At 69.6% G+C, this 25,478-nt stretch carries 24 protein-coding genes; 19 read left to right on the top strand and 5 right to left on the bottom strand.

Annotated features, from left to right (window positions below):
• Positions 1-51: 51 nt before the first annotated feature.
• From OHA11_RS23605 to OHA11_RS23670, 13 genes are all read left to right on the top strand, one after another.
• Complete coding sequence (locus tag OHA11_RS23605; protein WP_266499381.1) at positions 52-357, top strand: hypothetical protein; 306 nt, start codon at positions 52-54, stop codon at positions 355-357.
• Positions 345-2,126, top strand: coding sequence for a radical SAM protein (locus OHA11_RS23610; RefSeq protein WP_266499382.1), 1,782 nt, complete (start codon positions 345-347; stop codon positions 2,124-2,126). The genes OHA11_RS23605 and OHA11_RS23610 overlap by 13 nt, the downstream gene beginning before the upstream one ends.
• A gap of 21 nt (positions 2,127-2,147) precedes the next feature.
• Positions 2,148-3,041 carry a DUF692 family multinuclear iron-containing protein gene (locus tag OHA11_RS23615; RefSeq protein WP_266499384.1) on the top strand — a complete coding sequence of 298 codons (894 nt, stop codon included), beginning with the start codon at positions 2,148-2,150 and terminating at the stop codon, positions 3,039-3,041.
• Entirely contained in the window at positions 3,038-3,952 is a 915-nt protein-coding gene (locus OHA11_RS23620; RefSeq protein ID WP_266499387.1) for a hypothetical protein, read from the top strand. The genes OHA11_RS23615 and OHA11_RS23620 overlap by 4 nt, the downstream gene beginning before the upstream one ends.
• A complete protein-coding gene (locus OHA11_RS23625; RefSeq protein WP_266499389.1) occupies positions 3,949-5,484 on the top strand; it encodes an MFS transporter in 1,536 nt (511 codons plus the stop codon). Before OHA11_RS23620 ends, OHA11_RS23625 begins: the two co-directional genes overlap by 4 nt.
• The gene (locus OHA11_RS23630) at positions 5,481-7,040 is read left to right on the top strand and encodes a hypothetical protein (RefSeq protein WP_266499392.1); all 1,560 of its coding nucleotides are present in this window, start codon (positions 5,481-5,483) and stop codon (positions 7,038-7,040) included. Before OHA11_RS23625 ends, OHA11_RS23630 begins: the two co-directional genes overlap by 4 nt.
• A gap of 76 nt (positions 7,041-7,116) precedes the next feature.
• On the top strand, positions 7,117-8,118 hold the full coding sequence (locus OHA11_RS23635) for a cupin domain-containing protein (protein ID WP_266499393.1): 1,002 nt from the start codon (positions 7,117-7,119) through the stop codon (positions 8,116-8,118).
• A 103-nt stretch (positions 8,119-8,221) separates the two neighbouring features.
• Positions 8,222-9,235: an intradiol ring-cleavage dioxygenase gene (locus tag OHA11_RS23640; protein ID WP_266499395.1), complete on the top strand. Its 1,014-nt coding sequence runs from the start codon at positions 8,222-8,224 to the stop codon at positions 9,233-9,235.
• A gap of 221 nt (positions 9,236-9,456) precedes the next feature.
• Positions 9,457-9,888 carry a hypothetical protein gene (locus tag OHA11_RS23645; protein ID WP_266499396.1) on the top strand — a complete coding sequence of 144 codons (432 nt, stop codon included), beginning with the start codon at positions 9,457-9,459 and terminating at the stop codon, positions 9,886-9,888.
• A 204-nt stretch (positions 9,889-10,092) separates the two neighbouring features.
• The gene (locus OHA11_RS23655; protein ID WP_266499398.1) at positions 10,093-10,293 is read left to right on the top strand and encodes a DUF397 domain-containing protein; all 201 of its coding nucleotides are present in this window, start codon (positions 10,093-10,095) and stop codon (positions 10,291-10,293) included.
• 138 nt (positions 10,294-10,431) lie between these two features.
• A complete protein-coding gene (locus tag OHA11_RS23660) occupies positions 10,432-11,100 on the top strand; it encodes a DUF4956 domain-containing protein (protein ID WP_266499400.1) in 669 nt (222 codons plus the stop codon).
• Complete coding sequence (locus OHA11_RS23665) at positions 11,097-11,885, top strand: polyphosphate polymerase domain-containing protein (RefSeq protein WP_266499401.1); 789 nt, start codon at positions 11,097-11,099, stop codon at positions 11,883-11,885. The genes OHA11_RS23660 and OHA11_RS23665 overlap by 4 nt, the downstream gene beginning before the upstream one ends.
• Complete coding sequence (locus OHA11_RS23670) at positions 11,882-13,762, top strand: carbohydrate-binding domain-containing protein (RefSeq protein ID WP_266499402.1); 1,881 nt, start codon at positions 11,882-11,884, stop codon at positions 13,760-13,762. The genes OHA11_RS23665 and OHA11_RS23670 overlap by 4 nt, the downstream gene beginning before the upstream one ends.
• A gap of 41 nt (positions 13,763-13,803) precedes the next feature.
• Here the strand turns inward: OHA11_RS23670 and OHA11_RS23675 are convergent, their stop codons facing one another.
• The gene (locus tag OHA11_RS23675) at positions 13,804-14,280 is read right to left on the bottom strand and encodes a hypothetical protein (RefSeq protein ID WP_266499403.1); all 477 of its coding nucleotides are present in this window, start codon (positions 14,278-14,280) and stop codon (positions 13,804-13,806) included.
• Between the two features lie 429 nt (positions 14,281-14,709).
• Between OHA11_RS23675 and OHA11_RS23680 the strand changes: the two genes are divergently transcribed.
• The 3 genes from OHA11_RS23680 (at position 14,710) to OHA11_RS23690 (ending at position 17,918) form a co-directional block, all read left to right on the top strand.
• Positions 14,710-15,459 (top strand): hypothetical protein, encoded by a 750-nt coding sequence (locus OHA11_RS23680; protein WP_266499404.1) that lies wholly within the window; start codon positions 14,710-14,712, stop codon positions 15,457-15,459.
• A gap of 236 nt (positions 15,460-15,695) precedes the next feature.
• A complete protein-coding gene (locus tag OHA11_RS23685; RefSeq protein WP_266499407.1) occupies positions 15,696-16,415 on the top strand; it encodes a DUF3152 domain-containing protein in 720 nt (239 codons plus the stop codon).
• 150 nt (positions 16,416-16,565) lie between these two features.
• Complete coding sequence (locus OHA11_RS23690; RefSeq protein WP_266499409.1) at positions 16,566-17,918, top strand: polysaccharide lyase family 1 protein; 1,353 nt, start codon at positions 16,566-16,568, stop codon at positions 17,916-17,918.
• Positions 17,919-18,109: 191 nt separating this feature from the next.
• On the opposite strand, the gene OHA11_RS23695 is transcribed toward OHA11_RS23690, so the two are convergent.
• Together OHA11_RS23695 and OHA11_RS23700 are read right to left on the bottom strand one after the other, a co-directional pair.
• Positions 18,110-18,307, bottom strand: a complete 198-nt coding sequence (locus OHA11_RS23695) for a DUF397 domain-containing protein (protein WP_266499411.1) — start codon at positions 18,305-18,307, stop codon at positions 18,110-18,112.
• Positions 18,308-18,315: 8 nt separating this feature from the next.
• Positions 18,316-19,167: a helix-turn-helix transcriptional regulator gene (locus tag OHA11_RS23700; protein WP_266499412.1), complete on the bottom strand. Its 852-nt coding sequence runs from the start codon at positions 19,165-19,167 to the stop codon at positions 18,316-18,318.
• A 236-nt stretch (positions 19,168-19,403) separates the two neighbouring features.
• Between OHA11_RS23700 and OHA11_RS23705 the strand changes: the two genes are divergently transcribed.
• The 3 genes from OHA11_RS23705 to OHA11_RS23715 all read left to right on the top strand — a co-directional run bounded on the left by OHA11_RS23705 (position 19,404) and on the right by OHA11_RS23715 (position 21,665).
• Entirely contained in the window at positions 19,404-19,820 is a 417-nt protein-coding gene (locus OHA11_RS23705; protein ID WP_266499413.1) for an ATP-binding protein, read from the top strand.
• A 34-nt stretch (positions 19,821-19,854) separates the two neighbouring features.
• Positions 19,855-20,751 (top strand): hypothetical protein, encoded by an 897-nt coding sequence (locus OHA11_RS23710; protein ID WP_266499414.1) that lies wholly within the window; start codon positions 19,855-19,857, stop codon positions 20,749-20,751.
• A gap of 194 nt (positions 20,752-20,945) precedes the next feature.
• Complete coding sequence (locus OHA11_RS23715; RefSeq protein WP_266499416.1) at positions 20,946-21,665, top strand: class E sortase; 720 nt, start codon at positions 20,946-20,948, stop codon at positions 21,663-21,665.
• A gap of 7 nt (positions 21,666-21,672) precedes the next feature.
• On the opposite strand, the gene metG is transcribed toward OHA11_RS23715, so the two are convergent.
• Both metG and OHA11_RS23725 read right to left on the bottom strand, forming a co-directional pair.
• Entirely contained in the window at positions 21,673-23,406 is a 1,734-nt protein-coding gene (gene metG, locus OHA11_RS23720; RefSeq protein WP_266499417.1) for a methionine--tRNA ligase, read from the bottom strand.
• A gap of 240 nt (positions 23,407-23,646) precedes the next feature.
• The gene (locus OHA11_RS23725) at positions 23,647-25,392 is read right to left on the bottom strand and encodes a VWA domain-containing protein (RefSeq protein WP_266499420.1); all 1,746 of its coding nucleotides are present in this window, start codon (positions 25,390-25,392) and stop codon (positions 23,647-23,649) included.
• Positions 25,393-25,478 lie beyond the last annotated feature (86 nt).

The raw sequence follows: 25,478 nt of genomic DNA on the forward strand, positions 1-25,478 counted from the left end.
TGAGGCGCCGGGCCCCGAGATCCGTCGCGCCGGACCTCGGAGAGCCCGTCGATGCTGCGCATCACCTCGGAACTGCCCTACTTGGACCAGGCAGGTCACGTCTACGTGCCGCTCGTCGGACCGGCACGGTCCTGTCTGAAGCTCAACCGTCACGCGTCAGACGTCTGGCGCGAAGCGCTGCGCCGCCCCGTGGACCTCGACACGCTGCCCGAGCCGGACCGGGACTTCCTGCTCGGCTTCACCCGACGCGGCGTCCTGCACACCGAGCCCGCGTCCGAGCCACAGCCTGAGGCCGAGCCCGCGTCAGCCTCAGGGCATGCGTCCGCGTCGGAGGGAGCGGTCGGATGGACACGCTGACACGGCCGGCCATCGCCTTCGTCAACCCCTCGGTCGGCTTCGCCGACCGTCGAAAGTCCAAGCCCATCGGGCTGGCCTACATCATGGCCTACCTGGAGAAATCCGGATTCCCCAGCTTGGGCTTCGACTTCGGGGACTCCGAGGACGACGCCGTCGAACTCGCCGCGCTCTACGGGCTCGACCGCTTCGACGTCGTCGGTTTCTCCGTCTACAACGAGTCGTTCCGCGCGGCGATCGCCATGGCCGAGTGGATCAAGAGCCGTCGACCGGAGTGCCTGATCGTCCTCGGCGGCCCGCACGCCACCGCCGTGCACGAACACATCCTGCGCCGCTACTCCTGCGTCGACGTCGTGGTCCGACGCGAGGGAGAGGAGGCCATGCTCGATCTCGTCCGAGGCCTGACCCTGAGCTCGGGCTCGGGCTCGGGCTCGGACGTGGACGTAGAGGTGGACGTAGAGGTGGACGTGGACGTGGACGTAGAGGTGGACGACCGCGCCAAGCTGACCGGGATCAAGGGCACCACCTGGCGCGCTCCCGACGGCAGCGGCCTCCTGGTCAACGAGGACCGGGACTTCGTGCCCGACCTCGACCAGATCCCGTTCCCCGACGCCGAGTTCATCTCGCACTCCGGCTACCCCGACCTCACGTACTACGACGAGGTGCAGGGCCGGCTGAAGGCCGCGCTGACGATCTGCAGCAGCCGCAGCTGTCCGTACAACTGCTCCTTCTGCGGTGTGCTCACCATCGGCCGCAAGTACCGCTCGCGCGAGGCGGAGCGGGTCGTCGCCGAGCTGCTCCACTTCCGCGAGCGGCACGGCGTCAACTACGAGCACGTGTACTTCAGCGACGCCAACTTCTTCGTCTCGCCGACCCGTGCCCTGGAGGTCGCCGAGGCGCTGTACGAGGCCGATCCGCAGGTCACCTTCAGTTTCGGCACCCGGGTCAACCAGATCCTCAAGGCCGCCGAGGTACTGCCCCGGCTCAAGGAACGCGGGCTGCGGTTCATCGAGCTCGGCATCGAGTCCGCCTCGGAACCGGTCCTCGAACGGCTCGCCAAGCATGTGAAGCCCGAGGTCAACGTCGCGGCCGTACGCCTGCTGAAGCGCCTGGGCATCGAGATCTCCCTCGACTTCATCATGCTGGACCCGGCCACCACTCTGCCCGACATCCGCGCCAACCTGGAGTTCCTGCGCGAGGCAGGGTTCTACGACTACGTGCCGCACGACCACCTCTACACCGCGCTCGTCCTCTACGAGGGCACGCCGATCCGTGACTTCTACGCCCAGCGGTTCGGCGTCGTCTTCGACCCCGACGATCTGCCCAGCCCCTTCACGCTCTTCGAACTGCCCGAGGTGCAGCGGTTCAGCGACACGCTGCGGGCCTTCCGCAAGCGGTGGCAGGACCGGATCGACGGCGCCCTGGCCCAGGGGGAACTCGCGCTCGCCTCCATGGCCGACGGTTCGGACGACTGGGACTTCCCCCGTGAGCCGCACGCCCGGCTGCAACTCGACGTCGTGTCGCTGCGGCACGCGCCCAACCTCTTCATGGAACGGCTGCTGGAGGACGCCGAAGCCGGATTCCCACGGCTGAACGAGGGCGGAGACGAGGGCGGAGACAAGAGAGAAGAGGGCGGACTCGAAGCGCTGCTGCCCCGCCTGGGACACGACCACGTCCATCTGCACGACCTGATCGAACGCACCGAGGCCGTCGCGCGGGAGGCAGGCTTCGTGCAGGCCCCGGGCGCCGCCGCTCCGCACGGGAGGGACTAGCGCATGGCAGGCACTGGCCATATGACCACAGCAGTCAGTACAGGGTCCCCGATCCCCGAACCGGGTCCGCCCGGTGTCCACGGGATCTGCTTCAGCTGTGACTCGATCAAGGACATGGACATCGCCGAGGAGACGGCGACCAGGCTCGGTTCCACCGCCACCTGGTACAGCGTCGGTGTCCTCGCCACGGACCAGGAACTCGCCCTGCGCTGTGCGGAGTTCTGCCGTCGGCACGGGCTGCACGCGCTGTTCCACCCGCTGGACCTGGACGTGTGCGGCACCGACCCGCTCGACGACCGGCTGCTGCGCCTGCTCGGCGAGCGCGCCGACGAACTCAACTCGCCCTGGCTCAACATCGACCTCGCGATGTGGGTCCGCGAGGGGGAGACCCTGCTGGAGTCGCTGGTGCCCATGCCGCTCGTCGACGAGGCCGTCGACTGGGCGGTGGACCGGATCAAGCACGCCCAGGACGTCATCGGCCGCCCCCTGACCATCGAGAACGCGCCCTATCCGTTCGTCGTCGGCGACCGGGACATCCTCACCCTGATGACGCGGATCGCGGAACGGGCCGACTGCCTGATGACCATCGACGTCGGCCACCTCTACGGACTGCGGGTCCAGCGCGGGCTGCCCCCGGTGCTGCCGAGCGACGACGACATCGCCTGGGACCGGGTCGTCGAGGCGCATATGAGCGGCACGTTCGTCCGGCGCTTCGAGGGCGGCGTACGCCTTGTCGACGACAAGCACGACTGGCCGGTCAGCGACGAGGTGTGGGAACTGGCCGACGCGCTGCTCCCCCGCGCTCCCCACCTGCGGTCGGTGATGGCCGAGGCGGAGGGCATGACCGCCGACGAACTGACCGACAGCGTACGGCGATTCGCCCGCCGGGCCGGCCACTGGTGGAGCGCCTCATGACCCGCGAAGCGACCCTCGATACCTCCGATACCTCCGATACCCCCGATACCTTCGATGTCGGTTCAGTAGCCGCTCTCGACTACGTCCGGGTGACCGACACGACCTGGCGCATCCTCAACGCCACCCCCGGACGGCGGGCCGAACTCCTCGACGCGCTGCCCCCGGCCGAGCGGGCGGTCGTCGCCGAGGGCACCAGCGGGCCGGGCTTCGACATGGAGCAGGCCCGGCGCCGCAAGACCGTCGCCAACGTGCTGAACGTCAGCTTCCCGGTCACCTTCTTCGCGTACTACGGCCGGACCGGCGCGGACGGCCTGCACACCTTCCTGGACAGTGAGTTCTGGCAGCGGCGGCCTGCCCAGCCGGGGTCCGTGTTCCCGCCCGCGGCCACCGCGTCGGCCGCCTTCGCCGGTTTCCTGCGCGCCACCGACTGGATCGCCCGGCAGGAGGACTGGGTCGGCGAGGCTTTCGCCTTCGAGGACGCCTACCTCTTCGGCGGCATCACGGCCGACGCCCGCCCGTCCCGCGCGGGCTCCCCCGACCGCCCCCGTCTGGTGCCCGGCGCCTGGACCGCCGAGGCCGCGTTCGACGTCCCCGCGTACGGCAGGCTGCTGCGGGAGCGGGGCACGGTGGATCCGTGGACCGAGGCGCTGCTGCTGGTCAAACGCCGTCCCGCGCCGCTCGCCGTCATCTCGGTCCCGGTCTCGGCACCGGCCGGGGAACGCGTCCGCCGGGTCCGGCTCACGGGTGACACCGTCGCCGCGCTGCGCTGGCTGTGGGACACCGACGTACCGCTCCCCGAGGACGTCGCCACGACGCCCACCTACGCCAAGGCGCTCGGCGCCGGACTGGTGGACGGGGCGGGACTGGTGGACGGGGCGGCCGGAGTGGTGGACGGGGCCGAGCGCCAGTGACCTCTGGGACCTCTCGCGGCCCGGAACACGAGAGCACGAGCCCCGGTCCGCCGCGCCCCGCCGACCAGGACCCAACCGACCGCGCCGACCGCGCCGACCGCGTCAACCGCGTCCGCCGCGGCTATCTGCTGGTCTCCGGTCTCGACTACTTCGCCGACATGCTCCTCACCGTCACGTCGGTCCTGCTGCTGCAGTCGCTGGGTATGGGTTCGGGCGCGGTGTTCGCCCTCATCGCCGCGGTGTGGATCGTCGAAGGGGTCTCCGAGATCCCCACCGGCGTCCTGGCCGACCTGCTGGGCCGACGCACCTCGGTCGCGATCAGCTTCGTCCTGCGGGCGGTCGGCTACAGCGCCCTGTTCTTCAGCGGCAGCGTGTACGTCGCTGCCGCCGGAGTCCTGCTCTCCGCGCTGGGCGGCACCTTCGCGTCCGGCGCCCTGGAGGCCTGGGCCGTGGACGAGACCGGGGCCAAGGACCCGCGCGGCCTGGACCGGCTCTTCGCCCAGGGAAAGATCGCCGAGAACGCGGGCCTGGTCCTGGGCACGCTGACCGGCGCCGCACTGGGCACGCTGGACCTGGCGCTGCCCCAGATCGTCGCGGGCCTGAGCTGCGCAGTGGCGGCCGTACTGTCCCTGCGGCTCATGCCCGGGCGCCCGGACCCGGACCGCCCCCCGGCCCCGGGGGATGCTGGTGGCGAATCCGCCGGGCGAAGTAATTGTCGCGTGAGTCCCAGCGACACGCCGGGTTTACGGCGTGTCGCTGGGACTCAGGGCCCACTTGCTGGAGGTCTGACGGGATTCGCCAACAGCATCCGGGGGCACCGGGAAGCCTTCGCGCCACGGCTGCGCGAATCGTTCGGCGAGGTCATGACCGGGACCCGGCTCACTCTGCGGGGCGACAAGGTGCTGATCGCCCTGATCGTCGCCGCCGCACTCCTGTGGCTGTTCCGGGGCATCCCCGGCGTCCAGTGGACGGTGGTGTACGAGGGACTCGTCGGCGGCAATCTCCTGGTGCTCGGCGCGATGCGCAGCGTCGGCTCCCTGCTGGAGATCCCGTTGCTCGGCTGGACCCTGAGCCTGCAGAAGCGCCGGGCGTCCGCGCGCCGTACGGTCATCGTCACCGCTTCGACGGTCGGCGCCCTCGCACTCGTCTGCGCCGCCGTGGTGAAGGAACCGGCCGTCTCGGTCGTCTGCTACGTGTGCTTCTCCACGGCGTTCGGCCTGTGCATGCCCGGGGTGCGGGCGGCCATGAACGAACGGATCGAGAGCCGGCACCGCGCCACCGTTCTGTCCGTGGCCTCACTGTTCAACAGCGTGTTCACCGGTGGCGGCCTGATCCTGACCGGGCTGGCCGTCGGCGACCTCGGCAGCGCCGCCCTCGCCTGGCCGCTCGCCGCCGCCGGTTTCGGCGCCGCGGGACTGTGGGTGGCCGCCCTGGCCGTACGCCCCGGGACCGCACCGCCCACCGCCCCGCCCGCCGGACCGACCCGGCCCACGACGTCGACGACCGGGCCCCAGGAGGTGCCCACGCCATGACCGCCGCCGCGCCCGCGCCCGCGCCCGTACCTGTGCCTGTGCCTGTGCCCTGGTCCGTACCCGTGCCAGTGTCCGAACCCGTACGTGTGCCCGTACCCGTACCCGCACCCGTCGTATACGTCGAGGACCTGCTCGCGGATCTCCAGTTGGCGCGTGCCGGGCTCCCCGGCCGCGACCCGGTGCCGGCGGCACGGCGTGCCCGGGAGGCTGCCGGTGAGTTGGCCGAGATGGGCCTTACCCGGTTCGTCGCCGAGCTGCTGGGCGAGACGGAGCCCGTGCCCGCCCCCGTAGCCGTACTCGACCTGGAGGCAGACGAGGACGGCCGACGCGCCTCGTACGGGATCTGGTGCGCCGAGGCCCGCGAGCTGACCGATGAGGTCTGGCGGTGGCTGATCGAGCGGCGCCGCGCCGCCGCCGAACTCCCTTGGTGGTGCGGCGAGTCGGCGCTCCCGCTGCCCCACGACTCCGTACGGCGGCTCGCCGAGGTGACGGCCCCGGTGCGGGACCTCTCGGAGCTCGCCGCCGCCTGGGCCCGGCCGACCGGGCTGCGCGGCAGCGCCACCGCGGAGTACAACTGGCGCTGGCTGCTGCTCGGCAAGGGGCTGCTCGGGCCGTCCGACGAAGCGCCCGGCGAAGCGTCCGGCGAAGCGTCCGACGGGGTCTCAGGTGAGGCGCTGCCTCCGTTGCCCCCGCTGAACGAGCTCATCACCCTGCTCGTCGGGGCGGCGCGGCGGTGCGGGCTGCTGCCGCTCGCCCACCAGGTGAAGGTGTTGCGGCGCCCGAACACCCCGTCCATGGTCATGCCCGTACGGCTGCCCGGGGTCTCGTTGCTGTCCCTGCCGACCGCGGTCACTCCGGTGACGGTCCAGTACGTGCAGCACGAGCTGGCCCATCTCGCCGAGCACGCGCTGCGTCCGGCCGACGCCCCGCTCGTCGAACGGTGGACGTTCGATCCGCTGCGGTCGGAGGGCTGGGCCCTGCTGCTGGAGCACCTGGCGGGATCGACCGCGTTTCTCGCCCGGCTGGGAATCGACGAGGAGACCGCGGCAGCCCTCGCCCGCTTCTACGCCGAGGAGGAGCGCTTCAGCCGCGGGCTGATGGCGGCCGACCTGGCACTCGACGCGGACCTCGCGGGCTGTCGTACGTCGGCCGAGGCGCTGGACGCGGCGTCGGCCGTGGCCGTCGGCACCGGACTGCGCTGGGCTCCGGAACTCCTCCTGCTGCGGCAGACCCGCGTCCTGCACTGGCGCTCCTACCTCGCGGGTTACGCCTGGCGAGATGCCGTCCGCGCCGAACTCGACGCCCGTTTCGGCGACGGCGATGACAACAACTGTGCTGAGGGCGACGGCAACAGCTGTGGTGAGGGCGACGGCAACAGCTGTGGTGAGGGCGATGGCTGGGCGGACCGGGAGGAGGCCTGGGCGCTGTTGCGGAGCGCGCTGGCCCGAACCGGGGCGGCAGGGTCCGCCGCGGGATTCCTGGACGCACTACGGGTTCCCGAGCCGACGACGCCGTACGCACCCGATCCCACGAGGAGGCCTGATGACGACGGCTGAGACCAAGACTGAGACCAAGACTGAGACCAAGACTGAGACCAAGACTGAGACCAAGACTGAGACCAAGACTGAGAGGGTGCCCGAGAAGGCGACCGAGCCCGTGGGCACGGAGACCGCCGGGCAGCGGAACGGGCAGCAGAACGGGCAGCGGAACGGCCAGCGGAACGGCCAGCAGGACGGCCAGCAGGACGGGCGGCAAGACGGCCAGCAGGACGGACTGCGACTGCTCTGCCGCGAGCCCCGTATCGCCGACGACCTGCCCTGGGGCGAGGCGCACGCCGTCTTCGACGCCGCGCCGGATGTCGCCGGGATCGTGTCCCGGCAGGACCTGGAGGACTGGCTGGACTGCAGCCTGCTCCACTACCCGGTGCTGAACGCGATGCGCGGCGGCACTCCGGTGCCGCCCGAGGCGCTGACCCGGGTCATGTACGTGTCCGGCGACCCCCGAGGCGGCTACGTGGACGGGGCGAAGGTCCGCTTCCAGTTGGCCGCCGGGGCCACCGTGGTCGTACAGAACCTGCACGAGTGGCACCGCCCCGCGCAACACCTGTGCCGTCGCCTGGCACGGCTGTTCTCGGCCAAAGCGGGGGCCGTGGCGTTCTGGACACGGGCGGGGGAGGACGGTCTGCGTGTCCACCGCGACGACGGCCACCTGTTCGTCGTGCAGATCTCCGGGACCAAGCGCTGGTATCTGTACGACACGCCGCGCGAGCCGGACGGCTGGAGCCCCGGTTACGTCGAGGACCTGGAGAGCGCCGAGACCGTGGACCTGCGGCCCGGCCAGGTGCTGTATCTGCCTGAGGGCATCGCCCACCACACACGCACCCTCGACACGGAGTCCGTGCACGTCACCGTCGCGATCCGGGAACCCCGGCTGCGGGACACGGCCGAGCTGGCCGTACGCGCCTGCCTCGCGCGCATCGCGGACCACGCGACCCTGTCCGGGACCGGCGCCGAGCGGGAGCAGACCGCCGACGAGCTGCTCACCCGGCTCGCCGACGCGCTCGGGCGCGTGGACCGCGCCGCCCTGGTCCGCGATCTGTCGCGCCGCGCCGCTCAGACGCGCGGCAGCCGTTGAGATCCGGGGCCTGCGAACGATTCGCGCCACGTTCCCCATGTGCACAGCAACCCACAGTCCCTGCCCACGCCCCTGACAGTCTCCTTCCCTAGCTTCCCTGTCCATGACGGGAAACCAGGAAAACCAAGAAGGCCAGGGAAACCAAACGACCCAAGGGCCGAAACACAAGCGGAACGTGACGCGCCGCAAGGTCGTCATGGCGGGTGGCGCGGCGGTTGCCGCGGTGGGCGTGGGCGCCACGGTCGCCGCGACCGCGAACGCGGGCCAGACGAGCACGACCAAGGGCAAGTCGCCGACCGCCTCCCCCACCTCCACCTCCTCGGAGACGTGCTACAAGCTCACGTCGGAGACCACCGAGGGCCCGTATTACATCGACGCGGACAAGATCCGCCAGGACATCACCGAGGACAGAGAGGGCATCCCGCTGACCCTCCGCCTCAAGGTGATCGACAACGAGACCTGCAAGCCCATCAGAAACGCGGCCGTCGACATCTGGCACTGTGACGCGCTGGGCCTCTACTCCGGCTACGAGGACTCCTCCACCGGCGGCGGTGGCGGCACTCCGCCCACCGGAACGCCCACGGATGTTCCGACCGGTACGCCGACCGGCTCCCCGCCGGAGGGTGGCGGCGGCGGTGCGGGCCACCAGGAGCCCACCGACGACAAGCGCTACCTGCGCGGCACGTGGCGGACGGACAAGCAGGGCTTCGTCACGTTCAAGACGGTCTTCCCCGGCTGGTACCGGGGCCGTTGCGTCCACATCCACACCAAGGTGCACGTCAGCGGCACCTGGACGGACGCCGGCTACGAGGGTGGCAACACCTGCCACACAGGCCAGTTCTTCTTCGACGAGGAGTCGGTGCTCGCGTCCGCGGAGGTCGAGCCGTACTCCACGTCGACGACCGAGCGCACGACGCTCACCGAGGACACCATCTACGACCAGTCCGGCACGGCCGGCGGTCTCCTCAAGCTCAAGTACAAGAAGAACGGCATCGCGAAGGGTGTCACCGGCACCATCACGATGGGCGTCGACCCGGAGGCGACCCACGACGGCACGGACGACGCGGTACAGCCGGGCGCTTCGGCGTCGGCTTCCGCGTCGGCTTCGGCCGGCTGATGACGGGGCGGGCCCGGTTCGGTGGGATCCGGGTCCGCCCACCTCTGTGCGGGTGGCGTTTGTGCAGGTGGCGGCGGTCGAGGCGCGTCGCCGCCTGCCGCGCTCGGACTCGCAGCCGGCGCACAGGCTTCTCGTCGGTAGCGCACAGTGGCGGGGCGTGTGATGGGAACTGTGGCGGGGTGTGATGGCCCCGCCCGGTACCGAAAGCGCCGGAGGAAGCCATGGGGTTCACGCTGCTCGCACTGTTCCTGATCGCCGGGGCGGTGGTCGCGGCCATCGTGCGGCGGCGGTCGAAGGGCGCGGCCACCATGTCCGACCTGGACGCGGAGGCCGAGGCAAACCGCTGGGTGGTACGGCTCGGCGGCAGCCTGTCCGCCTCCGATGTGAGGGCGCGGGCAGGGGCAGACAGGACCGCGGCCCGGGAGCTGTCGGCCGCCGCCGAGCGCCACCGCACCGCCCGGCACCAACTCGCCACGGCCCGCACCCCCGCCGAGTACGCGGTGGTGACGCGCACGGCCCTGGAGGGCATGCACCACATCCACGCGGCCCGCACGGCCTTCGACCTCGACGTTCGCTCCGCCGCCTTGCCGGACCTGCACACGAGCGCGAGCACAGCCGGGGGCGGCCGCCCGCACGAGGTCTCGCCCCGGTAGGGCGTCGCGATGGGGAGTCTATGTAGATTGAATCTACGTAGATTCAATCTACATAGTGCCCGCCACGGGCGTCCGGGCCGAGGTTCACGCCGCCGGAGCCAGTTCGCATCAGACGCTCTTTCGTAAGGTGGAGTCGGTATCCCTCGGCACCGTGAAGTCCCGGGATTTCATCCACCGTTTGGCGAAGGACCTGTGAGGCATCCCATGGCGCAGTCCCTCCACTGGCAGAAGTCCTCGTTCTCCGGCGGCGCCGACGGCAACGAATGCGTGGAACTTGCCGCTGCCCTCCACACCTTGCTGATCCGTGAGAGCGACCAGCCCACCCACGTGATAGCCGTCGACCAGCTCGGCCTCGTCGCCCTCCTCCATCACGTCCGCGCTCGGGGCGCGGACACAACCGGCTGAGTTCACCCGTCGTTTGGGTTTTCTACTTCTCAAGTTCCCTTAAGGGGTGGCAAAGGCGGCTCACAGGGAGACCCTCGATCGTCGTCGGCATGAGCCCATTCATCGCAGTCGACGGTAGATCCGAGGGAGACGCCTGACATGGACCGGTTGCTTCTCGTGGTCGCCGATCTGGTCGCCATCTCCGTCCTGACCTTCGTGGTCTACTTCCCCCGCCACCACCGCAGAGACCTGGTCGCCGCGTTCCTCGGCGTCAACGTCGGCGTGCTCGCCGTGGCGATGGTGCTCGGCTCGACATCGGTCGGGATCGGCATGGGGATGGGGCTCTTCGGGGTCCTGTCGATCATCAGGCTCCGGTCGTACGAGATCGCGCAGCACGAGATCGCGTACTACTTCTCCGCGCTGGCCCTCGGCCTGCTGACCGGGCTGTCCGAGTCCCTCGACCTCCTCCACACCGGGCTGATGCTGCTCGTCGTGGCCACGCTCTACGCCGGCGACCACCCCCGCCTCTACCCCCGCCACCGGCAGCGGGAACTGCGCCTGGACTCCGCGTACACCGACGAGCAGGCCCTGCGCGCCCACCTCGAAGTGCTGCTGGGCGGACGGGTGCTGAACCTGTCGGTCAAGGGCATCGACCTCGTCAACGACACGACACTCGTCGAGGTCCGGTACGTAACATCCGCGTCCGCGCCCAAATCGACGTCCGCATCCGTGTCCGGGGTGGCCGCCAAGCCCGAACACGCAGGGTCCCGTACCGACGACGACCCCCGTACGGACGACTCCCGCAGCGGGCGCGGAGTGCGGGCATGACAGCCCCCGACCCCGTCGCACGCGTGCTCGGCGTGCTGCCGACCATCGGGCTCGACGAACTCGTCGCGCAGGCCGGGCTGTTGACCCGGCTGGACCGCAAGTACATGTTGCCGGTCGCCGAGTTGCCCCACGTCCTGGGCGGCCTCGACGAGGACACGCGAGTCCTGGACGTGGACGGCACACGGGAGTTCGCATACCGGTCCGTCTACTTCGACACCCCGGAGATGGACGGGTACCTGGGCGCCGCCCGCCACCGCCGACGGCGGTTCAAGCTGCGGATCCGTACGTATCTCGACTCCGGGCGGCACTACTTCGAGGTCAAGACGCGGGGCCCGCGCGGCACCACCGTCAAACAGCGCATCCCGTACGAGGGAGACGTCCGGCGGCTCGGACCCGACGCCCGCGCGTACGCGGACACCGTGCTCGCCGAGGCCGGGATCAACTCCGGGCGCCTCCGTTTCGTACCCGCGCTGACCACGTACTACCGGCGTACGACGCTCTTCCTCCCGGCCACCGGGAGCCGGTTGACCGTCGACACGGATCTGGTGTGGACGCTGCCCGACGGGACCGCGCTGCGGACGCCGGACCGCGCCATCGTCGAGACGAAGGCGGGCCGGGCGGGCTCGGGTGCCGACCGGCTGCTCTGGTCGCTGAAGCACCGGCCCTGTCCCGTGTCGAAGTACGGCACGGGGCTCGCCGCCCTCCGTCCCGACCTGCCCTCCAACCGCTGGCTGCCCGTACTGCGGCGCCACTTTCCGACCGCGCTCGACGGGAGTCCCGCATGAACACCTACCTGAGCAAGTCCTCGCGGACGGCACGACGGTTTCGTACGAAGGCGGCCGGTGCCCTCGCCTCGCTGGTGCTCGCCACGGCGGCGCTGGCCGGGTGTTCGTCGGGGAGCGACGCGGATTCCGACTCCGGCTCCTCGTCGGGCTCTTCCGGTACGAGTGGGGCTGCGGCCGCCGTGGACGGGGGTCAGGACGCCGCCGCCGTGCTCGCCGCCAACAAGGAGTCGCACGCGAAGGACTCCGACGCCGAGTGGGACGAGTCGGACGCCGTCGCGATCGAGCTCGACGGCGACTCGGCTTCGGCCGACGGTGACGGGGTGACGGTGAAGGGGGCCACCGTGACCATCACCGGTGGCGGCACCTATCGGATCAGCGGCACCCTCTCCGACGGGCAGATCGTCGTCAACGCCCCTGACCAGAAAGTGAAGTTGGTGCTCGACGGGGCGAAGATATCCCACTCCTCCGGTGCGGCGATCGACGTCACCGAGGCGGACGAGGCCGTCGTGATCCTCGCCGACGGCAGCGAGAACACCCTCGGCGACGCCGACTCGTACGCCGATGACGCCGAGGCGAACGCCGCGTTGTACAGCGCCGCCGACCTCACCGTCACGGGCGAGGGGAAGCTCACCGTGCGCGGCAACGGAAACGACGGGATCGCCGGCACGGACGGTCTGGTGATCGCCTCCGGCACGGTCGTGGTCGACGCCGTCGACGACGGTATCCGGGGCAAGGACTACCTGATCGTCGAGGGCGGCGCGGTGACCGTCACGGCCGGTGGCGACGGGCTCAAGGCCGACAACTCCGAGGACAAGGACTCCGGTTACGTCGCGGTCGGCGGCGGCACGGTGAAGGTGACCGCCAAGGGCGACGGGGTCGACGCGGCCACCGACCTGGTCGCCACCGGCGGCTCGCTGACCGTCGAGAGCGGCGGCGGAAGCGGTACGCAGCCCTCGGACGACGCGTCCACGAAGGGGCTGAAGGCGGGCGTGATCAACGTCCTGGAGGGCGGTACCGTCTCGGTCGACGCCTCCGACGACGCCGTCCACAGCGACGGCGCGGTGCACGTCAACGGCGCGAAGGTGACGGCCGCGAGCGGTGACGACGGGACGCACGCGGAGGGCGATCTGACCGTCGACAAGGGGACGTTGAAGATCACGTCGGCGGTCGAGGGCGTGGAGGGCGCCGACATCTCCGTGAACGGCGGCACGGTGGAGATCCGTTCCAGCGACGACGGGATCAACGCGGCCGGTGGTACCGGGACTTCGGATGCCGGGGGTGGCGGTGGCGGCGGTGGCTTCGGCGGCGGCCCGGGTGGCGGAGGTGGCGGCGAGGACGTCGGCGACTTCAAGCTGACCGTCAGCGGCGGCACCCTGGTGGTCGACTCCGAGGGAGACGGCCTCGACTCCAACGGCACCGCCGAGATCACCGGCGGCACGGTCGTCGTCAACGGCCCGCAGCAGGGCGGCAACGGCGCCCTCGACGTCAACGGCGACTTCGGCATCAGCGGCGGATTGCTGCTGGCCGCCGGCAGCGCGGGCATGGCCGTCGCCCCGTCCGCCGACTCAGAACAGGGCTGGCTCTCCGCGACCCTCGACGCGGCGGTCCCGGCGGGCACGACCCTCCACGTCGTCGACTCCGACGGCAAGGTCGTCGCCACGTACGTCACCTCGAAGTCGATCCAGAACGTCGTCCATTCCTCCTCCGCGGTGAAGAAGGGCGAGGAGTACGCGATCTACTCGGGCGGCACGAAGTCCGGTACCAGCACCGGGGGTTTGGCGTCCTCGGGCTCCCTGGGCTCGGCCGAACGGATCGCCACGGTAACGGCGGGCGAGGCCCCGGAGGGAGGGTTCGGGGGCGGCGGCCGGCGCCCATAGGGGTCGTACCGGGGGCCCACCGGGGTCCTACAGCCTCGGGATCAGGTCTCGTACAGGCCGTCCCAGGGCGGGCCGAAGCCCAGGCGGTCCGGGTAGAGCTCGGCCCATGGCCCCCCTTCGTCCTCGCCGGTCGACAGGCCGAACAGCACGCCGTCGACGGTGAGCCCGAAGGGGCGGATGGCGATGTCCGTGTAGCGGCGCCGGGGGAGGCTTCTGAGGAGTTTGGCCAGGTGGGCCTGGGCTCGGGCGAGGACCGAGTCCGGGCCGTGCGGGGCGCGCTGCTGTTCGGCCCAGGTACCGGCGCACCAGATGTCCGAGTCGCGGTAGCGGCCGTCGGCGTCGAAGGTGTGGAGCACCGTGTAGAGCCGTTTGTGCTCTTCCCAGCCGTCGTCGGGCCGGTACCCCTCGGGGAAGGCGTACGTGACCGACCCCAGGAACTGCCCCTCCGCGTAGTGACCGATGGCCTCGGTGCGGTGGCGCGGCTCGTAGGCGATCGGGATGACCTCGGGGACTGCCATGGCGAAACCATACGGATGAATAGTGGACATGCCACAGGCGGGGCCACCGTAAGCGCACCGTAAGTGTCCGCGGGCTCCGGACAGCCGCGAGGCATAGTTCGAAGAGGTCCGCCTCGCTTGCCTCGTTCCCGGCGATCGTGCGGAGGCAGATCGACGGCCGCACGGCAACACCACTCCCGGCGGCTCGGCCCGGGAGACCGTACCCACCCGACCGCGTCCGCCTTGGTGTCGCTTGCCGCGTGCCCGTTTTCCATTCGCTTTCGCGCAGGAATCCATTGGGGTATCGGGTGTCGGCCGATGTGTTGATCGTACGGAGGAGGCCTTCAGTCGTTGCGTCCGCGATCCGATGTTTGCTAAGGAAGCTCGAACTCGCTTCCGGAGTATTCGTATATATGTACATCTGTACATTCGGATCAAAAGGAGCACTGTATGAGTCCTGAACCCAGGACCAGGTACCTTCTCGGCCCCCTCCCCGCCCGCGCCGCGTGGCTGGCCGGCGGGGCCGTCGCCTCGCTCGCCCTCGTGCTTGCCGGAATCGCGAATCCGGCGGCGGCCACACAGGGAACCGGTACGTCGGTCACCGGCGCGTCGGCCAGTGACGAGTGCAGGAAGCCGCGGGAGCAGAACGGCTCGCAACAGAACGGCTCGCAGCAGAACGGCTCGCAGCAGAACGGCTCGCAGCAGAACGGCTCGCAGCGTCCGCAGGACTCTCAGCGTCCGCAGGACTCGCAGCGTCCGAACGCGGAGGGGCGGGCCCCGTCGCTCGACGACGCCGCGCGTCACGACTCGTGTGGCGACGGCCGTCAGGGCCGTCAGGGCAATCGGGACGAGTGCTCCGACATCGACTCGGTCCTGCCGGGCGACAACGAGGAGTTCAGTGCCGTGCTGACCGGCGGGACCGCGTTCGCCGGGCGGCGGAGCGTCCCCCCGGTGAGCCCCTACGAGTGGCAGGACCTCACCGACTCCGACAATCCGCACTTCCCCAGGAATGCCTGCGCCATCTCCATCTCGGCCCTGGAGGGCGACGTGGGGAGCGACGTCTGGATCAAGGTGGTGACCACGACCGGCCGGGTCTGGGAGACGCACGGTGACGCGAACGGAACCTCGTTCATCTGGGACGAGGGGTGGACGCGACTGACCACACCGGAGCCGGAGCCGGTTGCCCACAAGACCAGTTGATGCCTGCCCGGTCCGCCGCGCGCCGCGCCACGGCGGCACGCGGTGTACCGGGGTACGGCGGCACGCGGTGTACCGGGGTACGGCGGCACGCGGTGTACCGGGGTGCGGCGGCATGCGGTGTACCGGGCCGGTCGTGTCGCGGGGCGATCGCGCAGCCCGAACGACTGATCGAGCGTTATCTTTTCGTTATCGCGTGGGCGATATCCCACCACATGCCGTACTCACTCTTGCTGGGCATGAACTCAACTGCCCGCCGCGCGAAACCGTCCTCGACCGGGCGGTCCTCACCCGTGCTCGGCGGCCTGGCCGCGCTGGTCGTGTTGGTGATCGCCGCCATGGCCGCGACCTGCGATGAGTCTTCGTCCTCCTCGTCCTCCTCGGGATCCACGGCGGAGTCGGGTCCCGGTACGTTCACCACGGCCGGTGGCGAGAGCGGGACCGTGGGCCAGGGCGACCGGGTCATGAGCTACAAGGTCCTCGTCGAGGACGGCCTCAAGCAGTCGCCCGCCGATGTCGCCCGTCAGGTGGAGGGCATACTCGCCGACCCGCGCGGCTGGACGGCCGACGGCGAGTCGGCGTTCCGGCGCGTCTCCAGCGGTACGGCCGACTTCGTCGTACGGCTCGCCACCCCGGGAACGGTGGACAGGATCTGCGGCGCGTCCGGCCTGGACACCGGCGGCGAGGTCAACTGCAGTGTGGGCAAGGACGTCATGGTCAACCTCAAGCGGTGGACGCTGGCGACGCCGGTCTACGCCGACGACGTGAACGCCTACCGGGCGCTGATCATCAACCACGAGGTCGGCCACTTCCTCGGCCACGGCCATGTGACCTGCCCCGGGAAGGGCCAACCGGCCCCGGCGATGATGCAGCAGATCAAGGGCATGCACGGCTGCAGGCCGAACGTCTGGCCGTACGACACCGAGGGCCGGTTCATCACGGGCCCCGCCGTGCCCTGACGGACGCCCGAAGACTCTCATGGCCACAACTCATGGCCACAACTCATGGCAACCTTTCCGGATCCCGCGACCACAGATGAGTCGGAAGCCCTGTTCACGGGGGCTCCACGCAACGCACGAGCCCCACCAGAACCACGTAAGGACTCATCCGTGGCATCCCCGGCATCCCCCTCCCACCGCAGGTCCCTCCGCAAGCGGCGCACCGCTCTCCTCTCCGCCGCTGCCGTGGCGGCCGCGGGTCTCGGCGCCGTCCCCTTCGTGATGAACGCGAACGCCGGTGCCGTCGACCTGGCTCACCAGGCGCTGCCCGCCAAGGACGGCTGGGCGGCCTCCGGTTCGGGCACGACCGGCGGTTCGACGGCCGACGCCGCGCACACCCTCACCGTCAGCACCCGCGCCGAGCTGGTGAAGGCGCTAGGCGCGGCGACCAACTCCACCCCGAAGATCATCAAGATCAAGGGCACGATCGACGCGAACACGGACAACGCGGGCAAGAAGCTGACCTGCGCCGACTACGCCTCCGGCACGGGGTACTCGCTGTCCGCGTATCTGAAGGCGTTCGACCCGGCCACGTACGGCAAGAAGGCTCCCTCGGGCACGCAGGAGAAGGCCCGCGCGGCCGCCCAGACCAAGCAGAAGAAGAACATCGTCTTCAGGGTGCCTGCCAACACCACCATCGTCGGCGTCCCGGGCACCAAGGCGGGGATCACCGGCGGCAGTCTGCAGGTGCAGGACGTCGACAACGTCATCATCCGCAACCTCGCCCTCACCGCCACCGAGGACTGCTTCCCGCAGTGGGACCCGACGGACGGTTCCCTGGGCGAGTGGAACTCGAACTACGACTCGGTGTCGCTGCGCGGTGCGACGCATGTGTGGGCGGACCACAACACGTTCAGCGACGCGCCGTTCTTCGACAAGTCCGAGCAGACGTACTTCGGCCGCAAGTACCAGATCCACGACGGCGCCCTCGACATCACCAACGGCTCGGACCTGGTGACCGTCGAGCGCAACCAGTTCACCAACCACGACAAGACGATGCTGATCGGCAGCAGCGACACCGACAGCGTCGGCAAGCTGCGCGTCTCCATCCACCACAACGTGTGGAAGGGCATCACCCAGCGCGCCCCGCTGGCCCGCATCGGCCAGATCCACCTCTACAACAACGTGTACGACACGACGACCCTCAACGGGTACGCCCCCAAGTACAGCCTCGACTCCCGCGCCAAGGCCCAGGTGGTCGCGGAGCACAACTCCTGGACGCTCCCGTCCGGCGCGAAGGTCGCGAAGCTCCTGAGCGGCGACGGAACCGGCTCGGTCGCCGGCACGGGCAACCTCGTCAACGGCACGTCGACGGACCTCGTCGCCGCATACAACGCGGCGAACTCGAAGAAGATCAAGACGACCGTGAACTGGACGCCGACCCTGACGGCGGGCCTCCAGACCTCGGCGAAGACCCTGTCGGCGGAGCTGCTGGGCACGACGGGGGCTGGGGTTCTCTCCTGACCCCGCCCCACTGAAGGCGTGCGAGTGGCCCGGGACTTGGCGGATGCTGTTGGCGAATCCCGTCAGACCTCCGGCAAGTGGGCCGTGAGTCCCAGCGACACGCCGTAAACCCGGCGTGTCGCTGGGACTCCCGCGACAATTACTGCGCCCGGCGGATTCGCCAACAGCATCCTTGGCGTCCCGGGCCACTTTCATACGCCGCCGAGGCTGCCGGAGCGTATGCCGTGGAGGAGGTGGGCGAGGGGGGTGGGGGTGGTGACGAGCTGTATGGAGGGGGCGTCGCTCTCGCGGAGGTGGATGGTGTGGGGGGTGGAGGCGAGTTCGACGCAGTTGTTGCCGTCGGCGCCGCCTGAGAAGGACGACTTCTGCCAGTTGCCGGGGGTGGTCACGGCGCGCCTCACAGTTCCTTGGTCAGTCTGCGGATGAAGTCACGAGACCGTTCGGGTTCGAGTGACACTGCCTCCACTTTACGGAAGAGCGTTCGAAAGGCGCCGAGTTGTGCTTCGGAATCAATGAAGGCCGTGCCGTGGGCTGTATCGCGAAGCGCCGTATCCAGTTTGGGTACGGCGCCACCCGCGTACGTCATTGAGCTCCAGGCTCCGCCGAAGTCGTCCAGGTCAAAAGGGATGACGCGCACGGTGATGTGATCCGCTTCGGAGAGTTCCAGGATGCGGGTGAGCTGAGTTCGTGCGGCGGTTCGGTTGCCGACTCTGATGCGGAGAGCGGCCTCGTGGATCACTGCTTCGTAGGGGATGGGCGTGGGGCCAGTGATGATCACCTTGCGATCCATGCGGTGGGTCACGCGCAACCCCAGGTCGTTGTGGGGGAGTTCGGGAACGCGGTACGAGAAGAGGCCGCGAGCGTAATCCTCCGTCTGGAAGAGGCCGGGGACGTGCAGGAACTCGACATCGAACCGGTAGGTGGCGTGGTGCTCCAACTCGGCGATGTCCAGGAATGAAACCGGCAATATGCCCTGGTACTTCTCCCACCAGCCGCGCGTCCGGTCGGTTGCCATCGCTACCAGCGCCTCGATCAACTCCTCGTCGGTGCAGGCGTAGTTGGCGGCAAGCCGACGAACAGTGTTCTCGCTCATGCCCACGACCCCGGACTCGATCTGACTCAACCGTGCCGAGTCCGTTCCCAGAGCCGCGGCGGCCTCGCGTCCCTTGAGCCCTGCGGCCTCACGCAGCCTCTGCAATTCGGCGCCGAGACGCATCTGGCGCGCGGTGGGTTGCCGCCTCCGAGCCATGGGTTTCTCCTCGTCTCAACGGCCTTGGAAGGGTGCCTCGTTCGGGGGCAGATTACGACAGCAGGTTGCGTGAGACCAATTTTGGTCTCTACTGTCGGTGATGCGACGCACACGTTGCGGAACTTCGGGACCTCCGGAAGCGCACCACTCCGTCCTGCCATGACGGCCGTGACACAGCCACCGCCCGCCACCCGCAGCAGACCTCCAACTCCCCACACCTGAACCGGAGTTCACGCATGCCGCAAAACGCCACCGAACCCTGGGAATACACGCTCGACATCCCCCACGACCCCCGCGCGGTGACGGTCTGCCGCCGAACCCTCCGCCTCATCCTCACGATCCACGGCCTGATCCGCCTCACGGACGTCGCCGAACTCCTCGCAACAGAGCTGATCTCCAACGCCGTACGCCACACAAAGGGCCCCGCCGCCCTACGCCTCCGCTGGCGCGACGGAGTCCTCCGTATCGGAGCGTGGGACGCGAACCCCGAACCCCCCGACCCCGCACCGGCGTTGGACCAGACCTCCCTGGACTCGGAAACGGGCCGAGGCCTGACCCTCGTCCAGGCCTGCGCCGACGTCTGGGGCTGGCACCCGCTGGCCAGAGGCACTGACAGGGGCAAGTACGTGTGGTGTGACCTTGGCGCCGCGTAGCGCGTTGATCACGCCGACAAAGAAAGGAGACCCGATGGTCAGCTCGTCGCACGAGGCCCTGCACCGGATCTTCCAGAAGGATCCCGCGCTGCTCACCCGCACACTTCAACGCGTACTGCACATCCCGTTCCCCGAACCCAGGGATATCGCGATCCTGAACGCGGACCTCACGGAGATCGAGCCCGTCGAACGGCGGGTGGACACCCTGTTACGGGTGGAGACGGACGTGGGGACATACCTCCTGGTCGTCGAGGCACAGGGGAAGGTGGACGAGGGAAAGCGAGGCAGCTGGGCCTACTACCTCTCGTACCTGTACGCGAAGTACCGCTGCGAGCCGATCCTGATCGTGCTGACCCAGACCAGTGCCACAGCTCGCTGGGCGGCTCGGCCCATCCGGTTCGGGCTGCCCGTCTGGAACTCGCTCACCCTGCGGCCGTTGGTTCTGGGCCCGGACAATGTGCCGCTGATCACGGACGAACGCGAGGCCGCACAGGACGTGCCGCTCGCCGCGTTCTCGGCGATGACACATGGCAGGGGCCCGCAGTCCGCAGCCATACTGGAGAGCCTGGCAGCCGCTCTGCGGACCATCGACCCCGACACCGCGGCGGTCCTCGCGCAGTTCACCGAGTCATGCCTGGTCGACCCCCAGGCGCAGCAGATCTGGAGGGACCTGATGACGGCGATCAACTACTTCTTCCGGCACGAGGTTGCCGAGAAGGTGCGGGAGGAAGGACGTGAGGAAGGGCGCGAAGAGGGACGCATCGAGGACCGCGCCGAGATGACCTTGAACATCCTTCAGTGGCGAGGCATCGAGGTCCCGGACTCGGTACGCGTGCGCGTTCGCACGTGCACGGACCTCGACGAACTCGAACTCTGGGCGCAGCGAGCGGTGCACGCGACCGAGGCGGCGCAGCTCTTCACTGAGAGCTGACGGCAACGTCGGCCTGTGTGGGTCCGTAGCGGACCCGGTCGCCCGGTCCGTTCGGCGGGCGGGCGGGCGGGCGAGGGCGTTCTGGCGTCGGCTCGGGAACACCCGGTCCGTTCTGGTCGTTCTTGTGTACGAGTCGGCCCCGGCCTCCATGCGTGGTGGCCGGTCCCGAGACACGGCTGTCGATCCTGGGTGCCATGTCCCGTTCCCGAGTAGTTTCCGGCGCGCTCGCAGGCGCTGTCGTCGTGCTGCTCCTGGTGCTGCCGGGCTGTTCCAGCGAGACCGTGTCCACGGACACCTCTGTCAAGCCTCCGCGGGACTCCTCCGGGACGGCCCAGGTACCGACGGCTCCCGTCACTCCGGCCCCGGACACGTCCTCCGCCAGCCCGGCTCCATCGGAGAGCGACAGCCGGACCAGGACCGCCCTGCTCGCCATTCCGGCGATCGGGCTCAAGGAGCTGCGCGTCGTGCCGTACGAGGGGACGACCGACGACTGGCCGGGCACGCGGATACAGAACCGTGGCGTCGGGGCCAGCCCGTACGGGAGTCGTGGTGGGGTCGGGCCCGGTGAGGTCGGGAACTATCTCGTCACGGCCCACCGTCTGTCCGCCGACGGCCCGCTGCGCGACCTTCCGGCCCTCGACGAGGGCGACTCGGTCGTCGTCACGTCCGGCGGCACGGTGTACGAGTACGAGATCACCGGCACCAGGGAGACCTCCTTCCGCTCCGAGCGCTCACTCGCCGAGCAGCGGGCGGCGGTTCCGGGCTTCCCGGGCAGGACCCCCACCCAGGCCATGATCACCATCTCCACGTGCGCGACCCCCGAGGACAACGCGGCCGGAAACTTCTGGCGCGACGACCGGGGCAACCCCGAACACCGCATCGACAAGATCGGCGTACTGACGTCGACGACGTAGGAGGCGGTTACTCCGGGGCGCTGCCGAAGCGCTCCTTGTACGACTCCACGTCCTCGTCCGTGATCTTGGCGAAGAGGACCGGGGGGACCGTGAAGGGGGTGCCCGCGGGGAGGAAGGTCAGGGACTTGGCCCCGTCCGCCGTCACCCAGGTCGCCGTGTCGTTCGGCAGGGTGAAGGCTGCGCGCATCGCCTTGGACGAGGCCGGGATGAAGGGCTCCGAGACCACCGCGTAGAGGTGGATGAGGTTCATCGCCGTGCGGAGGGTGAGGGCCGCGCCGTCCGGGTTGGTCTTGATCTCCAGCCAGGGGGCCTTCTCCTCCAGGTAGGAGTTGCCGGCCGACCACAGGGCGCGCAGGGCGGTCGCCGCCTTGCGGAACTGGAGGGCCTCCATCTGGGTCTCGTACTCCGAGAGAAGGGCGGCGATCTCCTCGCCCAGCTTCGTCTCGGGGCCGCCCGCCTCCGCGCCCGCCGGGACCTCCTCGCCGAAGCGCTTCTTCGAGAAGGAGAGGACTCGGTTGACGAAGTTCCCGAGGGTGTCCGCCAGGTCCTTGTTCACCGTGGCCGTGAAGTGCTCCCAGGTGAAGGACGAGTCGTCGGACTCCGGGGCGTTGGCGATCAGGAAGTAGCGCCAGTAGTCGGCGGGGAGGATCTCCAGGGCGTGGTCGGTGAAGACGCCGCGCTTCTGGGACGTGGAGAACTTTCCGCCGTAGTACGTCAGCCAGTTGAAGGCCTTGACGTAGTCGACCTTCTTCCACGGTTCGCGGACGCCCAGCTCCGTGGCGGGGAACATCACCGTGTGGAAGGGGACGTTGTCCTTCGCCATGAACTCCGTGTAGCGGACCGGGTTCTCGCCGGCGTCCGCCTCGTACCACCAGGACTTCCAGTCGCGGTTCTCCGGGTCCTTGTCCGACCACTCCTTCGTCGCGCCGATGTACTCGATCGGGGCGTCGAACCAGACGTAGAAGACCTTGCCCTCGGCCGCCAGCTCCGGCCACGTGTCCGCCGGGACCGGGACGCCCCAGTCGAGGTCACGGGTGATCGCGCGGTCGTGCAGGCCTTCGTTCAGCCACTTGCGGGCGATGGAGGAGGCCAGCTGCGGCCACTCCGGAGCCTGTTCGGAGGTACGCGCCACCCACTCCTCCACCTCGTGCTGGAGCTTCGACTGGAGGAGGAAGAGGTGCTTCGTCTCCCGGACCTCCAGCTCCGTCGAACCGGAGATCGCCGAGCGGGGGTTGATCAGGTCGGTCGGGTCCAGGACGCGGGTGCAGTTCTCGCACTGGTCGCCGCGGGCCTTGTCGTAGCCGCAGTGGGGGCAGGTGCCCTCGACGTAGCGGTCCGGGAGGAAGCGGCCGTCCACCGGGGAGTACACCTGGCGGATCGCCCGCTCTTCGATGAAGCCGTTCTCGTTCAGACGGCGGGCGAAGTGCTGGGTGATCTCGCGGTTCTGGGGGGACGAGCTGCGGCCGAAGTAGTCGAAGGCCAGCTCGAAGCCGTCGTAGACCGCCTTCTGGGCGTCGTGCGCCTGGGCGCAGAACTCGTCGACCGGGAGGCCCTGCTCCTTCGCCGCCAGTTCGGCCGGGGTGCCGTGCTCGTCCGTCGCGCAGATGTAGAGCACGTCGTGGCCGCGCTGGCGGAGGTACCTGGCGTACACGTCCGCCGGGAGCATGGACCCCACCATGTTGCCCAGGTGCTTGATCCCGTTGATGTACGGAAGGGCGCTGGTGATGAGGTGTCGAGCCATTGCGGGCTGCTCCCGGGTCGTTACATGGGGTGACGGTTTTCGGTGGGTGGTGCTTCGATCGTCGACCGTCTTACGAACCTTGAAATCGTAGCCGACACGGGTGGGCCGCCCGCTCCCCCTTTTATGGGGTGGAAGCGGGCGGCCCGGTGGGTCGTGGCTGAGGGTTGTTCCCGTGGGTTGTTCCTGCGGGTTGTTTCTGTGGGTTGTTTCTGTGGGTTGCTTCTGTGGGGCTACGTGGGTCTACGGGCGCCAGTTCGCCAGTACGCCCTCGTAGATCTCCGTGTCCGTGAGCTCGCGCGGGGTCGGGCCCGCGTGGAAGAAGGCGGTGTTGTCCGTCTTGAGCTTGCGGAGGTAGTCGAAGGCCTTGTTGTCGTGCTCGCCGAACGCGATGAACGAGAAGAAGACGCCGGGGTGGTTCTTCGCCGCGTCGGCGAGGGACTGGGTGGCGGGGGTCTTGGCGTCGGGGGCGCCGTCCGTCTGGAAGATCACGAGGGCTGGGGACGTGGGGGCGTCCGACTTCTCGTGGTGGGTGAGGACTTCCTGTACGGCGGCGTGGTAGCTCGTACGTCCCATGCGGCCGAGGCCGGCGTGGAGTTCGTCGATCTTGTTCTCGTGGTCGGCGAGGGCGAGTTCGCCGGTGCCGTCCAGTTCGGTGGAGAAGAAGACGACGTGGACCGTGGTGTCGGGGTCCAGGTGGGCCGCGAGGGCGAGGGTCTGCTCGCCGAGGGCCTGGGCGGAGCCGTCCTTGTAGTACGGGCGCATGGAGGCGGAGCGGTCCAGGACGAGGTAGACCTTGGCTCGGGTGCCGGTGAGGTTGTGCTTTTCGAGGGTGGAGGTGGCGGCCTTGTAGGCGGTGAGGAGGCCGGGGGCGTGGGCCTTGACCTTGGCGAGGGTGGTGGCGGGGGCCGTTTCCTCGGACTCGGCTCCGCCGATGGGCTCCGCCGGGAGGGGGGCCGGGGTGGGCTCGGCCGCGGGCTCGTCCGCCTCCGCCTGCGCCTGCGCCTGTGCCTGTGCCTGTGCCTGTGCGGTAACGAGCTCGGGCTCGGGCGTGACCTCGGCGACGACCGGCTCGGGCTCCGGTGCGACCTCGGCCACGACGGGCTCAGGCTCGGGCTCGACCACAGGCTCTGGCGTCGGCTCCGGCTCCGGCTCCGGTGTCACGTCAGCGGCAACAGGCTCGGGCTCGGCTTCGGCGACGGGCTCAGGCTCGACCACCGGCTCGGCCTCGACGACCGGCTCGGACTCGGCCTCGGGCGCGGTCTCGGCCTTCGGCTCGGCTTCGACCAGGGGCTCGGCCTTGGCCTTGGCCTCCGGCTCTGCCTCCGCGACGGGCTCGGGCTTCACCTCGGGCTCGGGCTCGACGACCGGCTCGGCTTCGACCACGGGCTCGGCCTTGGCTTCCACGACCGGCTCGGCTTCGACGACCGGCTCAGCCTTGGTCTCGACGACCGGCTCAGCCTTGGTCTCGACCACCGGCTCAGCCTTGGTCTCGACGACCGGCTCAGCCTCGATCACCGGCTCAGCCTTCGCCTCCACCACAGGCTCGGCCTCCACGACCGGCTCAGCCTTGGCCACCGGCTCGGCCACCGGCTCGGCCGTCGCCTCGGCAACCGGCTCGGCCTCGATTTCCCGTTCGGCCGTCGGCGACGACTGCTTGGGGACCGTCACATTGTCGAAGGCCGCCGACACCAGGTCTTCCACCGCTGATGCCTTTGACGCCGTTGACGTTGGTGACGCCTTTGACGTTGTTGATGCCTTGGGCTCGGTGGTGGGGGCCGGTACCGAGACCTCCGGCTGGGTCGGCCGAGTCGGCTGAGCCGGTTCGGTCGACGGGCTCGGCTCAGTTGCCGTAGGCACCGGCTCGGGAGCCGTCTCCTGTCGGGCCGCCGGCACGCTCGGCTCGGCGGCAGGGGTGGCGGCAGCAGCGGCAGCGTCCCCCTTGCGTGACTTTCCGAACGCATTCCGCAGGCGGGTGAGAATGCCCATGTGCGCAACCCTTCGCATGAGTTGGTTCCGTCAATCCCTGGCCAGGACGGACACGTAAGGTTAGCCGCCGGATTTGGAGATCTTGG

This window comes from Streptomyces sp. NBC_00878 (genome assembly GCF_026341515.1).
Classification (GTDB): Bacteria; Actinomycetota; Actinomycetes; order Streptomycetales; family Streptomycetaceae; genus Streptomyces.